This window comes from Pseudomonas asuensis (genome assembly GCF_014646755.1).
In the GTDB taxonomy this organism is placed as follows: domain Bacteria; phylum Pseudomonadota; class Gammaproteobacteria; order Pseudomonadales; family Pseudomonadaceae; genus Chryseomonas; species Chryseomonas asuensis.
Genome location: NZ_BMNW01000001.1, coordinates 822,633 through 836,939, shown reverse-complemented (window position 1 = coordinate 836,939; position 14,307 = coordinate 822,633). Strand labels below are relative to the sequence as shown.

Here is a 14,307-nt window from a genome sequence, read left to right as displayed (position 1 = left end):
GCAACGGCTCCAGGCAGATTCGGCGGCGCATTCTTATACAACCTACGACCGGCGGGAAGAGGATTGTGTCACGGCTGCGCCAGGCGTGTTCTGTCGATTCTTGAGGCCTTGCAAGGTTCCTTCTCAGGCAGGATGCGCTACCATGACCTCCCGTTTATTTTGGCTGCTTCTGATATGCACTGTCCTTTTTGCGGTGCTCACGACACCAAAGTCATCGACTCACGCCTGGTCGCAGCAGGCGAGCAGGTGCGCCGCCGTCGTGAGTGCCTGAACTGCCAGGAACGTTTCACTACGTTCGAGACCGCTGAACTGGTCATGCCTCGCCTGATCAAGCAGGACGGTACTCGCCAGCCCTTCGATGAGGAAAAGCTCAGGGCCGGTATGCAGCGCGCGCTGGAAAAGCGCCCGGTCAGTATTGAGCGCCTGGAAGAGGCTATTGCCTACATCAAGCACAAACTACGTGCCACAGGAGAGCGTGAGATCAAGTCTCGGGTTGTCGGAGAGCTGGTCATGGAGGAGTTGCGCAAGCTTGATGAGGTTGCCTTTATCCGCTTTGCCTCAGTCTACCGACAGTTTCAGGACCTTTCCGAATTTCGGGAGGAAATTGATCGACTGGCGCGTGATCCAAGCAAAGCCTGACTGTTACGGTGGGTCATTTGTCGCTAGCCCATTGCTGGCAGAGGCTCTACTTCGCTATAGTCGGTCGGGTCTTCAGGGCGGGGCGAGATTCCCCACCGGCGGTAAACCCTACTAGGGTAAGCCCGCGAGCGCTCCGATTTGTCGGAGGTCAGCAGATCTGGTGTGATTCCAGAGCCGACGGTCATAGTCCGGATGAAAGAAGATGCGTCTGTCTGCGCGTGCCCTAAAAGCGTGCGCGTGCGGCTTTTGCCTATTTGCCCTGAAACGTTCACTCATGTTTAGCGAGGACGTTTCATGTCTATTGCCGATTCCTCTGATCATGCTGGCATTGCTGGCAACGGAGGTAATCCCAACGCTTCGGATCCTGCCGATCATCTCTATATGACGCGTGCGCTCGAATTGGCGCGCCAAGGGCTCTATTCGACTCATCCAAACCCGCGTGTGGGCTGCGTCATCGTCAAGGATGGCCAGATCATTGGTGAGGGCTGGCACGTTCGCGCCGGCGAACCTCATGCCGAGGTCCATGCACTGCGCCAGGCAGGAGAACGTGCACAAGGTGCGACAGCTTATGTCACGCTGGAGCCGTGCAGCCATTTTGGCCGAACGCCACCTTGTGCAGACGCTCTGGTTAATGCCCGCGTCGGACGTGTAGTGGCTGCCATGCAGGACCCAAATCCACAGGTAGCCGGCCGTGGCCTCTCACGACTTGCAGAGGTAGGCATCCAGGTAGCCTGCGGCGTACTCGAAAATGAAGCCAGGGCGCTTAACCAGGGATTTATCAAGCGTATGGTCACGGGTCTTCCGTTCGTACGCGTCAAGCTGGCCATGAGTCTGGATGGCCGAACAGCGATGGCCAGCGGTGAAAGCCAATGGATCACCGGCCCTGCGGCCCGTACCCAGGTTCAACGCTTACGTGCACAGTCCAGTGTAGTGTTGACCGGTGCCGACACAGTATTGATGGACAAGGCTCGGCTGACCGTGCGCGCCGATGAACTCGGTGAGTCAGCTGAGCAGGCCTCCCTTGCGATGGGACGCCAACCTCAGCGCGTGTTGGTGGATAGTCAGCACCGCGTCCCGTTGGATGTGGCTTTCTTTCAGGCAGGTCCAGCCTGGGTGGCAAGCCTTTCAACTGAGCGGGCAACACAGTATCAGACCCAGGGGCATGAGCTCCTGGCGCTTCCTGAGGATAATGGACATATCGCTCTGCAACCGCTGCTACAGCTTCTAGCCGACCGTGGTATGAACGAGGTGCTTGTAGAGGCGGGTCCCCGACTGGCTGGTGCGTTTGCACGGCAGGGGTTGGTCGATGAGTTCCACATCTTTATGGCCCCCAAGCTACTCGGTTCTATGGCTCGCCCGTTATTGGACTGGCCACTCAGCACCATGAGCGAGGCGCCTGAGCTTGAAATTATCGAGTTCACGTCGGTCGGACGTGACTGGCATATCGTGGCTAAACCTGTTTCAGGCGTTCCGGCGCCACTCATTTCCTGACGTTTCGAGGTAGACATGTTCACTGGCATCATCGAAGCCATTGGCTCGATCGCTGCGCTAACGCCTAAAGGCGGCGACATGCGCGTATATGTACAAACCGGTAAGTTGGATCTTGCTGACGTGAAGCTCGGTGACAGTATTGCTGTCAGCGGTGTGTGCCTGACGGCCGTAGAACTGCCGGGTGATGGCTTCTGGGCGGACGTAAGCCGCGAGACGCTGGCGCGTACGGCCTTTGTCGATCTCAAGATTGGCAGCCGGGTCAATCTTGAAAAGGCTCTGATGCTAACCAGCCGCCTGGGTGGACACCTCGTCAGCGGCCATGTGGATGGCGTGGGTGAAGTCATTTCGCGTCAGGATAATGCACGTGCCGTTCAGTTTCGTATTCGTGCTCCGCGCGAGTTGGCGCGCTACATCGCGTTAAAAGGCTCGATTACCGTTGATGGCACTAGCCTCACCGTTAACGCGGTGGATGGCGCCGAGTTTGAACTGACCATCGTGCCGCATACCCTGGCAGAGACCATCATGGCGGACTATCGACCTGGTCGTAAGGTTAATCTTGAAGTCGACCTGCTGGCTCGCTATCTGGAGCGTCTATTGATGGGCGACAAGGCCGCCGAGCCGCAGCAGGGCAGCGGTATTACCGAACAATTCCTGGCCCAACACGGCTATCTCAACTCCTGAGCGTAAAGGAAGACCTCCGTGGCATTGAACAATATCGAAGACATCATTCAGGACATCCGTGAAGGCAAGATGGTCATCCTTATGGATGACGAAGATCGCGAGAACGAAGGCGATATCATCATGGCCTCCGAATGTGTACAGGCCGAGCACATCAATTTCATGGCCAAGCATGCGCGTGGCCTGATCTGTATGCCGATGAGCAAGGAGCGCTGTGAGGCGTTGAACCTACCGTTGATGGCTGCCCGCAACGGCTCAGGCTTTGGCACCAAGTTCACGGTTTCCATTGAGGCAGCTGAGGGCGTGACGACCGGTATTTCGGCCGCCGACCGCGCTCGTACCGTACAGGTAGCCGCTGCCAAACATGCAACGGCAACAGACATTGTGAGTCCGGGGCACATCTTCCCGCTCATGGCTCAGCCGGGCGGTGTTCTGGCCCGAGCGGGACATACCGAAGCGGCTTGCGACCTGGCGCGCATGGCAGGCTTCGAGCCGACCGGTGTGATCTGTGAGGTCATGAACGATGACGGCACCATGGCGCGTCGCCCAGAGCTTGAGGCCTTTGCTGAAGAGCATGGACTGAAGATCGGTACAATCGCTGATCTGATTCACTATCGTCTGCTGCATGAGCATACCGTCAAGCGGATCGACGAACAGCCGCTGGAAACCGAGCTGGGACGCTTTAATCTAGTCACTTACCGTGATGAGGTGGAGGGGGATGTCCATCTGGCATTGACCATGGGCATCATCAAGGGTGATGAACCAACCCTGGTACGCGTGCATAATATGGACCCTCTGCGCGACCTGCTGCTGGTAAATCAGGAGGGCCGCTGGAGCCTGCGTGAAGCCATGACCAAAGTGGCTGAGGCGGGGACGGGCGTGGTGCTGCTGCTCGGGCATTCCCTGGCGGGTGACGATCTGCTTACTCATCTGCGCGAGCCGGTCAGCAAGCCTAAACCGCAAAGTACGTATAGCACCGTAGGCGCTGGTTCGCAGATCCTGCGTGACCTGGGCATACGTAAGCTTCGTCTGCTCAGTGCACCGATGAAGTTTAATGCCATATCCGGCTTTGACCTTGAAGTTGTAGAATACCTGCCTCCCGTATAAACCGGCCTACGGATGGCCTGACCGGTGCGATGGTTGATGACCGTCGCGCCGATGACCGGATTTTTGCAGGGCGTACGAATACGCCCTGGTTCTTTAACAGACGAGACCTGCTCATGACCGTGAAGACCATTGAAGGTACTTTCATTGCCCCAAAAGGCCGCTATGCCCTAGTGGTTGGCCGCTTCAACAGCTTTGTGGTTGAAAGCCTGGTTGAAGGTGCTGTAGATGCCCTGGTACGCCATGGTATCCGTAAGGAAGACATCACCATCATCCGTGTTCCAGGTGCTTTCGAAATCCCGCTGGCGACCCTGAAGGCCGCCCAGCGTGATGAATACTCCGCCATCATTGCGCTGGGCGCCGTGATTCGCGGCAGCACTCCACACTTCGACTACGTTGCAGGCGAGTGCACCAAGGGCCTGGCTCAGGTGTCCATGGAGTTTGGCGTGCCTGTTTCCTTTGGTGTACTGACCGTTGACTCTATCGAGCAGGCCATCGAGCGCTCGGGTACCAAGGCAGGTAACAAAGGTGCCGAAGCGGCGCTGTCTGCTCTTGAAATGGTGAGCCTGCTGTCGCAGCTGGAGGCCAAGTGAGCGCTGTAGACGGCCAAAAGCCTAAAGCTCCGCGCGGCAAGATTGCTGCGCGTCGGGAAGCCCGTAGTCTTTCAGTTCAGGCATTGTATCAATGGCACATGGCGGGGCAGGCGATCAACGAGATCGAAGCTCAGTTCCGCGTGGATAATGACTTTGCCAATGTCGATGCAGCTTACTTTCACGAAATTCTGCATGGCGTTCCCGGTTTGAAAACCGAGATCGATGATTTGATCACGCCATGCCTGGATCGTCCGTTAGATGACGTTGACCCTGTAGAACTCGCGATTCTGCGCATGTCTTGCTACGAACTGCGCAATCGTATCGATGTCCCCTACAAAGTAGTCATCAATGAGGGTATCGAGCTGGCGAAGGTATTTGGTGCAACCGACGGGCACAAGTTCGTCAACGGTGTGCTGGACAAGTTAGCGCCTAAACTGCGCGCTGCTGAATTACGCGCCAAGCGTTGATTGTAACCATGACCGAGTTCGAGTTGATCCGTCGTTATTTCGCTGCAGCGCGCTGCGCCCAGCCACGTAAGGATATCGCGCTCGGTCTGGGCGACGATTGCGCACTGCTGACGCCTCGCCCTAGCGAACAACTGGCTATTTCTACCGATACGCTGACAGCTGGGGTACATTTCCCAGAGGTCTGCGATGGCTTTCTGCTCGGACAACGTGCGTTGGCCGTCAGTGCCAGCGATCTGGCGGCGATGGGGGCAGAACCCCTGGGCTTTACTCTGGCGCTGACCCTGCCTGAAGTCGATGCGTACTGGCTGGAACGGTTTGCGCAAGGGCTCGATCATATGGCCGCGGCCTGTGGCCTGGCCTTGATTGGTGGCGATACAACACGCGGGCCACTTTCTCTTACGCTCACCGTGTTTGGCTCTGTTCCTCAAGGGCAAGCCCTGACGCGTGCGGGCGCTCAGCCGGGTGACTTGCTGTGTGTCGGCGGGGCTCCTGGAGAAGCTGGCGGAGCCCTACCTTTCGTATTGGGGCAGCGACATGAGCGGGGCGCTTATGTCGACACTCTCATGGCGCGCTACTGGTCACCTGCGCCTCAGTTCGAGTTGGGGCTTGCCTTGCGGGGCCGGGCTACTGCCGCGCTGGATATATCTGATGGGCTCCTGGCTGATTGCGGTCATATCTCCGCTGCCTCAAGCGTCAAGCTCATCATTGAGAATGAAAGGCTGCCTGTCAGCCCTGCATTAGCGGCGTTGTTCGAACCTGAGCAGATACGCATGCTGGCGATGTCAGCGGGTGATGACTATCTGCTTGCCTTCACGCTGCCTGCCCGGCACCTCAAAGCTCTGCAGGCGGACTTTCCCCAGGTTGGTGTCATTGGCCGTGTTGCCTCGGGGCAGGGCATTCAGGTGCAAGATGCTATTGGCCGGGATGTCACTCCGTTACGGGGTGGTTATCAACATTTTGCGATGAAGCCATGATGTATTCTGCTGATCTCCTCTCTCGCCCAGAGACAGTCTCGTGAACAGACCAGCTGCTTCGAAGCGGAGCGAAGTTATCTCACCGGCCGTCTGGCGTAATCCCTGGCATTTTCTGGCCTTTGGGTTTGGCTCCGGGACGTTGCCAAAGGCTCCGGGTACCTGGGGTTCCCTGGTGGCACTGCCTTTTGTTCCGCTCTGGCATTTGTTGCCGGACTCGGGCTATTGGCTGCTGTTACTGGTCTTTACGGTGTTCGGATTCTGGCTCTGCGGTCGTGTGGCTGATGACATGGGCGTACACGACCATGAGGGGATTGTCTGGGACGAGATGGTAGGCATCTGGATTACCTTCTGGATGGCTCCAGCCGGCTGGGTCTGGTGGTTGGTCGGTTTTGCCGTATTTCGCTTCATGGATATCCTGAAACCCTGGCCGATCAGCTGGTTGGATCGCCATGTTCAGGGCGGTATCGGCATCATGATTGATGATGTACTGGCGGGTGTTTTCGCTTGGGTAGTTGTGCAGGGATTGGGCTGGAGCTGGGCGCAGATCGGGATGCTCTCCTGACCGCAGCCGCTACAAGGGGACGGTGTGGTGCGTAAATGGATCGGTATCAGTGTATTGAGTCTGTTGCCTGCGCTCGTATTTGCCGCGCCTCAGGTTCAAGTGGTAGGTCTGTTCAACGGCGCAGCCGTAGTCAACATTGATGGGCAGCGCAAGATGCTCAAGGTGGGGCAGCGGCAAGGTGACGTTGAGCTGATCAGCGCGACAAGTCGAGAGGCTGTGCTGCGTATTGGGGGGAGTAATCAGACGTTTACGCTTTCGCGTGAATACAGCGATGGCTTTGCCGCCCCGCATAAGCGCCAGCTTAGTATTGCCCGCCGTAATGATGGTCACTATTGGGCATCAGGTTCTGTAAATGGTCAGCCTATCGAATTTTTGGTTGATACCGGGGCCTCGACAATTGCCATGAACGAAAGTCAGGCAAGTCGTCTGGGTCTGGATTATCTGAAAGGGCAATCCGTGCAGGTCAATACGGCAGGCGGGACCCGAAGAGCCTGGTTGGTAAGGTTGGACCGCGTTAAGGTCGGCACTATCGAGGTGCTGGGTGTCGAGGCCATGGTGTTGGCAGGCGGCCATCCAACCGAGACGCTATTAGGTATGAGCTTTTTGAACCGTGTCGGCTGGCGTGAAGATCAGGGCGTCTTATATGTCGAAGGCAAAAACTAGCGTGATAGCTTCAAGCGCAATAGCCTCATAGCCTTTATGACTGAGCCGTCCCTGTTCATGAATGGTACACTATAACCCTCTTTCCGATAGGAGCCTGACGGTGTCTGTCGTTTTCGTCGCCGCATCTCAATTACCTACGCCTTTTGGCATTTTTACCATGCATGGCTTTCTTGATGAGTCCGATGGTAAAGAACACGTGGCTCTGACTTTGGGCGATATCGCTGATGGTGAGCCGGTGCTGGGGCGCTTACATTCTGAATGCCTGACCGGTGATGCCTTATTCAGCCTGCGCTGTGATTGCGGTTTCCAACTGGAAGCCGCTATGCGGGCTATTGCTGAAGAAGGTCGTGGCGTCATCCTGTATTTGCGCCAGGAAGGGCGCGGTATCGGTCTTCTGAATAAAATTCGGGCTTATGAGTTACAGGATGCTGGCGCTGATACGGTTGAAGCCAATGAGCGCCTGGGCTTCGGTGCAGACCAGCGTACTTACAGCTTGTGCAAGCCAATGCTAAAGCACCTGGGCGTCAATGCGCTAAAGTTGATGACCAACAATCCGCGTAAGGTTAAGGCATTGGAAGACCTGGGGGTTGCCATAGCTGAGCGTGTACCTTTGCAGACAGGTCTTAATCCGCATAACAAGCGTTATCTGGCTACCAAGGCAGGTAAGCTGGGCCATATGTTAGGTAATATCCATCAGGGCGAAGTACTACCGTCCTGATGAAGCACAGGCGCTGCTCGGTTCTGACTGGCGCCTGCCTGCTGTGTTATTGCATTCTCTCTCAGGCTGCTGAGCGTATTATCAGCCTGGCGCCCTCAATGACTGATATCGTCCTTGAATTGGGCGCCGAAGCGCGGTTGATGGGTGTGTTGGATGCTGGTGAGCGTCCTGCTTCTCTAGCAAGCCTGCCATCAGTTGGCCGTTATGGCCAAATCAACATTGAGCAGATTGTCGCTCTACGTCCCGATCTCATTTTGCTCTGGCCCGGCGCGGTCCCGCCTGCTCAGCGTGAGCAGCTACAGCAATTGGGATACCCCATTGAAGTTTTGGATGTACATCGGCTGGATGAACTGGCAGACGGACTCGCTCGAGTGGGGCAGGTGGTTGGCGTCCCTGACGAGGGGCGGCGCTTAGCGGTTCAGTTTCGAGAACAGCTTACAGTCATGCGCACTCGTTATCAGCGTTTGCCGCCTGTACGTGTGTTCTATCAGGTTTGGGACAAGCCGCTTTATACCATTGGAAATACGCAGATTATTAACGATGCGATACAGGTATGTGGGGGCAAAAATATATTTGCGGATCTTCCACAACCCGCTCCGCAGGTTGGCATAGAAACCGTGCTAACAAGAGACCCTGACGTAATACTGGCCATGAACCAGGCACAGCTCCAGCATTGGGGGCAGTGGCCAACCCTTAAAGCAGTGGCAAGGCAGCACCTCTGGGCCGTAGAGGATAAGCGCCTCGAACGGCCTAGCTACGGCATGCTGAATGCAGTCGCCAGGCTATGCGAGTTACTCAATAAGGCCCGCTAGGTGACGCGCACCGGGTTAAGGCGCGCGTGAAGCAAGTGCAAGCGGTGCAGGCTTGGAGGCGGTATTTGCTTCGAGCTGCATCAGCCGCTGTTTAACGGCTCTTTCGATGCCAGCTACATCTAATCCGCACTCGGCCAGCATTTCGCTGGGCTTGGCATGTTCGACATAATAGTCGGGTAGCCCCAGATTCAGGATTGGCTTGAGTAGGTTCTCTCTGGCGAGGAACTCATTCACGGCACTTCCTGCGCCGCCCATGATGCTGTTCTCTTCCAGGGTAACCAGCAGGTCATGACTGTTTGCCAATTCGCGTATCAGGGTTTCGTCCAGCGGTTTGACAAAGCGCATGTCAGCTACGCTTGCATCAAGAGTCTCTGCTACCTGAAGCGCCTCTTTTAGTTGTACACCAAAGGCCAGGAAGGCAACCCTATGACCTTGGCGGCGAAGGATGCCCTTGCCGATTTCCAGCGGCTGAAGGCCAGGCTCAATCGCTGCGTTAGGCCCACTGCCTCGTGGATAACGAACGGCCGCAGGCCCCTCGAACTGGTAACCCGTTGTCAGCATACGGCGCATTTCGTTCTCATCGCTAGGCGCCATGATTACCATGCCGGGGATGCAGCGCAGGAAGGAAAGATCGAAGCTCCCCGCGTGAGTAGGACCATCTTCTCCCACTAATCCGGCGCGATCGATGGCAAACAGCACATCAAGATTCTGGACGGCTACATCGTGGATCAGCTGATCATAAGCACGTTGCAGGAAGGTGGAATAGATCGCCACTACCGGCTTGGCACCGTCACAGGCCAAGCCCGCTGCCAATGTCACGGCGTGCTGCTCGGCAATTGCAACATCAAAATAGCGTTCTGGGTACTGCTTGCTGAAACGGATAAGGTCGGAGCCTTCCTTCATGGCAGGCGTAATACCAACCAGTTTTGGGTCAGCGGCGGCCATATCGCACAGCCAATCGCCAAAAATATTGGAATATTTAGGGCTTCCAGGCTTTTTGGGCGCCGCATTCAGGGGCTCAAGCTTGGTAATGGCATGGTATTCGATAGGATCAGCTTCGGCTGCGCTGAAGCCCTTGCCCTTCTTGGTCACGATATGCAGAAACTGCGGGCCTTTGGCATCACGCAGGTTACGCAAGGTAGTGATTAGCGTTGGCAGGTCATGGCCATCGACGGGGCCAATGTAGTTCCAGCCCAACTCTTCAAACAGAGTGCCCGGAACCAGCATTCCTTTGGCAGCCTCTTCAGTACGGCGAGCGATCTCCCAGGCACCGGGCAGCTTGGCCAATACCTTTTTCCCACCTTCACGCATGTTCTGATACGTACGGCTGGAGAGAAGCTTGGCCAGATAATTCGACAGGCCACCGACATTGTGCGAAATAGACATGTCATTGTCGTTAAGAACGACAAGCATGTCGGCCTCTACATCGGATGCATGGTTCAGCGCTTCGAACGCCATGCCTGCAGTCAAGGCGCCGTCGCCAATTACGGCAACGGACTTACGCTTGCTACCCTGCATGCGTGCGGCAATGGCCATGCCCAGTGCGGCACTGATCGAGGTGCTGGAATGACCGACGCCAAAGGTGTCGTATTCGCTTTCAGAGCGACGCGGGAAGGCGGCAACGCCCCCTTTCTGGCGCAGTGTACCCATCTGGTCACGGCGTCCGGTCAGGATCTTGTGCGGATACGCCTGATGGCCGACGTCCCAGACAAGACGGTCGTCAGGCGTATCAAACACGTAATGCAGCGCAACGGTCAGTTCGATGACCCCGAGGCCGGCACCAAAGTGCCCGCCGGTCTGCCCGACAGTGTAGAGCAGATAGTGGCGCAACTCATCGGCGAGCGTTTCCAACTCGTGCTCGCTCAGATGGCGCAGCGCAGCGGGGGTATCGATGCGGTCGAGCAATGGCGTGGCGGGCCGCTCGCGTGGAATCTCGTGCAGCGTCTTGGGCATCAGGTCATCGTTATAAGGTGTGAAAGATCGAAGTTTACCCGAAGCCCTTCGGTCACCCAACAGTGAACCGTCATATAGCGCTTCGAGCTGTACTGTACATGACTAGTGGCGACGTTGGACGATGTAGAGTGCTAGCGCCCGTAAGGGTTCGGCAGACTCACCAAAGGACTGTAAGGCCTGCTGGGCTTGTTCACACAACCGTTGAGCATAATGCTTCGCCTCGTCCAGACCCAGCAAGGCCGGGTAGGTGGGTTTATCTCGCGCAATGTCTGCACCCTGGCGCTTGCCGAGGGTTGCCGTATCGCTCTCTACATCCAGGACGTCATCCTGTACCTGGAAGGCCAACCCTACAGCACGGGCGTAGCGGCTCAAAGCGTCCAGCTGTTCAGGTGTAGCCTTGCCGCTAGCCAATGCACCCAGACGAACACTGGCTTCGATCAGTGCTCCCGTCTTGTGGCGATGCATGACTTCCAGCGCAGGCTGGTCTATGTGTTTACCGACCGACTCCAGATCAATCGCTTGTCCTCCCACCATACCCGCTGGCCCCGAGGCTTGGGCTAGGACATTAAGCATTTCCAGGCGAGTCTCAGCCGCTTGCGGTGCGTTGGTCAACACTTCCACGGCGAACGTTTGCAGGGCATCGCCTGCCAGAATGGCACACGCTTCGTCGTAGGCTTTATGGGTCGTTGGGCGACCACGGCGCAGATCGTCATCGTCCATGGCAGGCAGGTCGTCATGCACGAGCGAGTAAGCATGAATCAGCTCGACGGCACAGGCGGCGTTATCGGCTTGAGACGGCTCGCCCCCAAGCGCCTCGCAGGCTGCATAGACCAATAAGGGACGCACACGCTTGCCACCGCCCATAACGCTGTAGCGCATGGCTTCATAGAGGCGATTGAGCTCCGGGCGTGGAGACACGAATAGGGTTTCCAGCACAGCGTCAACACGCGCCTGGCTGCGAGCCTGGTAAGCCTTGATCATGTGTCGTCGCCTTGTATATCAAAAGGCGTCTCGGTCAGGACGCCATCGCGCTCGAGCAGAGTCTGGACTTTCTGCTCGGCCTGACTCAGGGCACTCTGGCATTCGCGGGTAAGGCGAATACCTTGCTCAAATGCACCCAATGATTCTTCAAGGGAAAGCTCACCGCTTTCCAGGCGCTCGACCAGGGTTTGTAGCTCTGCCAGGGAGTGTTCGAAATCGGGAGCTTTCTTGCGGGCCATTGGCAATCTCGGGGGTAATACACAATCGCGGGACACTAGCAGAGGCTTAAAGGCTGAGCAAATACTTACAGCGGAAATAAGAACGGCCCTGTCCAGGGCCGATGGGGTAAGCGCCAGGACAAGACCGTATACGGTAGGGCGGATGCCGGAGCATGGGCCCGAAAGGAATTGCACTCTATAGGGTGTTACCCATCGAATCTGTCTGTTCGCTGGCCAACACTTACAGTAACTATCGCGCCAGGTGATGACAGTTTGATTTCACGTGCACTTTCTTTGAAATGGACGAACCAAATGTACTTTGCTAGCGCTCTAGTTACGTTACTGCACGTAATCGCGCCGTCTGGTCAGTAACATCTCTAACGGACAGGCATTAAAAAGCCGGCTTGTGGCCGGCTTCGTGAGGTAGTAACGACTTATTTTTGGTAAGCCGCGACTGCCTTTAAGATCTCCGCACGGGCTTCTTCAGCATTGCCCCAGCGTTCAACTTTTGCCCACTTGCCTTTTTCAAGATCCTTGTAGTTCTCGAAGAAGTGCTTGATCTGCTCCAGCAGCAGAGCCGGCAAGTCAGTGTATTCTTTTACATCATGGTACAGCACAGACAGTTTGTCATGCGGAACGGCAACTAATTTTGCATCGCCACCGGCTTCGTCGGTCATGTGCAGTACGCCTACAGGGCGCGCGCGAATGACTGCACCTGGTGTCACGGGGTAAGGCGTTACGACGAGCACGTCGAGGGGATCGCCATCGTCAGCCAGAGTGTTGGGGATGTAGCCATAGTTGGCCGGATAAAACATCGGGGTAGCCATGAACCGGTCGACGAACAGCGTATCGCTGTCTTTGTCGATCTCGTATTTGATAGGTGCATGGTTAGCCGGGATTTCAATCGCGACGTAGATGTCGTTCGGCACGTCTTTGCCGGCCGGAATCTTGCTATAGCTCATAGAGCGACTCACCTTTGTTGGTAGGCCAAATTGATGTGGCTTGGAGTATAGGCATATTTAACCCGCGATTCGAGCCTTGGTGTGGGATAAGGTTCAAAGCCGGAACTTTGAAGGAACATCGAACCCGAAAAAAGGAGCCCTCCTGCATGAGGACAGGGCAGATTTCCTCTGATTGGGAGAAAACTCCGGCATGTCGTTCAATTGGATTAATGAATCTACAGCGATCAATCTGGCGCTGGCGCTTGTCATTACACTTATCAGTTACATAGTTATTCGGCGGCTTATTACCGCTATCACCGGTCGTATCGCTTCATGGTCCAGCCGTAGTAGCCACGGCTGGACCCATTACCTGGGTGAAATCATAGGCCGAACGAGTCGGCTGTTGATTTTGCTCATGGCTATTCAAATGGGGCTTTACGTCATTGACCTGAGCCCTGCCTGGGAGTCCCGGGTCAGCCATATTTGGTTTCTGGTGCTGGCTTTGCAATTTGGCTTGTGGATGGACGCCGCTGTTTTGCTATGGGCGCGTTCGGCATTGAGCAGTAAATCGGGCCATCAGCGTAGCCAGCTGACGATGACTATGATTTCGCTCATGGTTCGGACAGCCTTGTGGGCTGTCGTGCTGTTGTCTGTTCTGGCGAATCTGGGCGTTGATATTACGGCGTTTGTAGCGAGCCTGGGGATTGGCGGTATTGCGGTGGCCCTGGCGGTACAAAACGTATTGAGCGACTTGTTCGCCTCGCTTTCGATCGGGATCGATAAGCCGTTTGAGCAAGGCGACTTTGTTGTCTTTGGTGATATCGCAGGCTCTATCGAATATATCGGCCTGAAAACCACCCGCATCCGTAGCCTAAGTGGCGAACAAGTCATTTGTTCCAATACCCAGTTGCTACAGCAGACCATTCACAACTACAAGCGCATGTCCGAGCGGCGAGTGCTGTTTCAGTTTGATATCAGTTATCGGACGCCTACAGAAAAAGTGGCTGAGGTTGCACCGCTGGTTAAGCAGATTATTACGTCATTGGAGAAAACACGGTTCGACCGTGCGCACTTACTCGCATTGGAAAGTAACGCTCTGAAGTTCGAGGTGGTGTATTACGTGTTGAGTTCAGACTACAACCAATACATGGATATCCAGCAAAGCATCAACATGGCACTGCTGAAGGAGCTTGAACAGCGTCAAATCAAGTTTGGTATGCCGGTTCGCTCATTGGAGTTTCTGGAGGATGTGCCAGTCATTCAGCGTGCATCATCTGATGTAGATGAGAGCAGGATGGTGCAGAAGTAACGTTTCGCTGAGTGAGGATGTGCAGTTGCTTAGAGTGGATTCTGGTGAAAGAACCAAAGCAGCTGCACATAGACCTCCAGAGACGCTTTATGGAGGTATCTGGTTTACAAGTGAAATATTTATGGCAAAGAGCAAAAGCTTTATCGAGCGCAGGAAATAGCTAACGCTTCAATACCTTGTTCAAGCCGTTGACCGCCGCGGTTA

The 14,307-nt window shown here is 55.8% G+C and carries 16 protein-coding genes and 1 riboswitch; of the genes, 12 read left to right on the top strand and 4 right to left on the bottom strand.

What is annotated here, in order from left to right:
- Positions 1 to 174 precede the first annotated feature (174 nt).
- The 11 genes from nrdR (at position 175) to IEX86_RS03775 (ending at position 8,701) form a co-directional block, all read left to right on the top strand.
- Positions 175 to 639 carry a transcriptional regulator NrdR gene (gene nrdR, locus IEX86_RS03825; protein ID WP_010796873.1) on the top strand — a complete coding sequence of 155 codons (465 nt, stop codon included), beginning with the start codon at positions 175 to 177 and terminating at the stop codon, positions 637 to 639.
- A gap of 64 nt (positions 640 to 703) precedes the next feature.
- A riboswitch (FMN riboswitch) is annotated at positions 704 to 847 on the top strand.
- 173 nt (positions 848 to 1,020) lie between these two features.
- A complete protein-coding gene (gene ribD / locus IEX86_RS03820) occupies positions 1,021 to 2,130 on the top strand; it encodes a bifunctional diaminohydroxyphosphoribosylaminopyrimidine deaminase/5-amino-6-(5-phosphoribosylamino)uracil reductase RibD (protein ID WP_229685246.1) in 1,110 nt (369 codons plus the stop codon).
- A 15-nt stretch (positions 2,131 to 2,145) separates the two neighbouring features.
- Entirely contained in the window at positions 2,146 to 2,811 is a 666-nt protein-coding gene (locus IEX86_RS03815) for a riboflavin synthase (RefSeq protein WP_188864713.1), read from the top strand.
- A gap of 18 nt (positions 2,812 to 2,829) precedes the next feature.
- On the top strand, positions 2,830 to 3,915 hold the full coding sequence (gene ribBA, locus IEX86_RS03810; RefSeq protein ID WP_188864712.1) for a bifunctional 3,4-dihydroxy-2-butanone-4-phosphate synthase/GTP cyclohydrolase II: 1,086 nt from the start codon (positions 2,830 to 2,832) through the stop codon (positions 3,913 to 3,915).
- 113 nt (positions 3,916 to 4,028) lie between these two features.
- Positions 4,029 to 4,505 (top strand): 6,7-dimethyl-8-ribityllumazine synthase, encoded by a 477-nt coding sequence (ribH, locus tag IEX86_RS03805; RefSeq protein WP_188864789.1) that lies wholly within the window; start codon positions 4,029 to 4,031, stop codon positions 4,503 to 4,505.
- Complete coding sequence (nusB, locus tag IEX86_RS03800) at positions 4,502 to 4,972, top strand: transcription antitermination factor NusB (protein WP_188864711.1); 471 nt, start codon at positions 4,502 to 4,504, stop codon at positions 4,970 to 4,972. The genes ribH and nusB overlap by 4 nt, the downstream gene beginning before the upstream one ends.
- A gap of 8 nt (positions 4,973 to 4,980) precedes the next feature.
- Positions 4,981 to 5,946 carry a thiamine-phosphate kinase gene (gene thiL, locus IEX86_RS03795; RefSeq protein WP_188864710.1) on the top strand — a complete coding sequence of 322 codons (966 nt, stop codon included), beginning with the start codon at positions 4,981 to 4,983 and terminating at the stop codon, positions 5,944 to 5,946.
- Between the two features lie 40 nt (positions 5,947 to 5,986).
- Positions 5,987 to 6,508 (top strand): phosphatidylglycerophosphatase A family protein, encoded by a 522-nt coding sequence (locus IEX86_RS03790; RefSeq protein WP_188864709.1) that lies wholly within the window; start codon positions 5,987 to 5,989, stop codon positions 6,506 to 6,508.
- 24 nt (positions 6,509 to 6,532) lie between these two features.
- Positions 6,533 to 7,171, top strand: coding sequence for a retropepsin-like aspartic protease family protein (locus tag IEX86_RS03785; RefSeq protein WP_188864708.1), 639 nt, complete (start codon positions 6,533 to 6,535; stop codon positions 7,169 to 7,171).
- Between the two features lie 100 nt (positions 7,172 to 7,271).
- Complete coding sequence (gene ribA, locus IEX86_RS03780; RefSeq protein WP_188864707.1) at positions 7,272 to 7,889, top strand: GTP cyclohydrolase II; 618 nt, start codon at positions 7,272 to 7,274, stop codon at positions 7,887 to 7,889.
- Positions 7,889 to 8,701: a cobalamin-binding protein gene (locus tag IEX86_RS03775; protein WP_188864706.1), complete on the top strand. Its 813-nt coding sequence runs from the start codon at positions 7,889 to 7,891 to the stop codon at positions 8,699 to 8,701. The genes ribA and IEX86_RS03775 overlap by 1 nt, the downstream gene beginning before the upstream one ends.
- Positions 8,702 to 8,716: 15 nt before the next feature.
- Here IEX86_RS03775 and dxs read toward each other — a convergent pair whose 3' ends face one another.
- From dxs to ppa, 4 genes are all read right to left on the bottom strand, one after another.
- Positions 8,717 to 10,654 carry a 1-deoxy-D-xylulose-5-phosphate synthase gene (dxs, locus tag IEX86_RS03770; protein ID WP_188864705.1) on the bottom strand — a complete coding sequence of 646 codons (1,938 nt, stop codon included), beginning with the start codon at positions 10,652 to 10,654 and terminating at the stop codon, positions 8,717 to 8,719.
- Positions 10,655 to 10,756: 102 nt separating this feature from the next.
- The gene (gene ispA / locus IEX86_RS03765) at positions 10,757 to 11,635 is read right to left on the bottom strand and encodes a (2E,6E)-farnesyl diphosphate synthase (RefSeq protein WP_188864704.1); all 879 of its coding nucleotides are present in this window, start codon (positions 11,633 to 11,635) and stop codon (positions 10,757 to 10,759) included.
- On the bottom strand, positions 11,632 to 11,874 hold the full coding sequence (locus IEX86_RS03760) for an exodeoxyribonuclease VII small subunit (RefSeq protein WP_188864703.1): 243 nt from the start codon (positions 11,872 to 11,874) through the stop codon (positions 11,632 to 11,634). Before IEX86_RS03760 ends, ispA begins: the two co-directional genes overlap by 4 nt.
- A gap of 413 nt (positions 11,875 to 12,287) precedes the next feature.
- Complete coding sequence (ppa, locus tag IEX86_RS03755) at positions 12,288 to 12,815, bottom strand: inorganic diphosphatase (protein ID WP_188864702.1); 528 nt, start codon at positions 12,813 to 12,815, stop codon at positions 12,288 to 12,290.
- Positions 12,816 to 13,005: 190 nt separating this feature from the next.
- On the opposite strand from ppa, the gene IEX86_RS03750 reads away from it, so the two are divergent.
- On the top strand, positions 13,006 to 14,103 hold the full coding sequence (locus IEX86_RS03750; RefSeq protein WP_188864701.1) for a mechanosensitive ion channel family protein: 1,098 nt from the start codon (positions 13,006 to 13,008) through the stop codon (positions 14,101 to 14,103).
- Positions 14,104 to 14,307: the final 204 nt, after the last annotated feature.

Coding starts and splice junctions, on each gene's coding strand:
- nrdR (WP_010796873.1), top strand. CDS start 175: ATGCACTGTCCTTTTTGCGGTGCTCACGACACCAAAGTCATCGACTCA.
- ribD (WP_229685246.1), top strand. CDS start 1,021: ATGACGCGTGCGCTCGAATTGGCGCGCCAAGGGCTCTATTCGACTCAT.
- IEX86_RS03815 (WP_188864713.1), top strand. CDS start 2,146: ATGTTCACTGGCATCATCGAAGCCATTGGCTCGATCGCTGCGCTAACG.
- ribH (WP_188864789.1), top strand. CDS start 4,029: ATGACCGTGAAGACCATTGAAGGTACTTTCATTGCCCCAAAAGGCCGC.
- thiL (WP_188864710.1), top strand. CDS start 4,981: ATGACCGAGTTCGAGTTGATCCGTCGTTATTTCGCTGCAGCGCGCTGC.
- IEX86_RS03775 (WP_188864706.1), top strand. CDS start 7,889: ATGAAGCACAGGCGCTGCTCGGTTCTGACTGGCGCCTGCCTGCTGTGT.
- dxs (WP_188864705.1), bottom strand. CDS start 10,654: ATGCCCAAGACGCTGCACGAGATTCCACGCGAGCGGCCCGCCACGCCA.
- ispA (WP_188864704.1), bottom strand. CDS start 11,635: ATGATCAAGGCTTACCAGGCTCGCAGCCAGGCGCGTGTTGACGCTGTG.
- IEX86_RS03760 (WP_188864703.1), bottom strand. CDS start 11,874: ATGGCCCGCAAGAAAGCTCCCGATTTCGAACACTCCCTGGCAGAGCTA.
- ppa (WP_188864702.1), bottom strand. CDS start 12,815: ATGAGCTATAGCAAGATTCCGGCCGGCAAAGACGTGCCGAACGACATC.
- IEX86_RS03750 (WP_188864701.1), top strand. CDS start 13,006: ATGTCGTTCAATTGGATTAATGAATCTACAGCGATCAATCTGGCGCTG.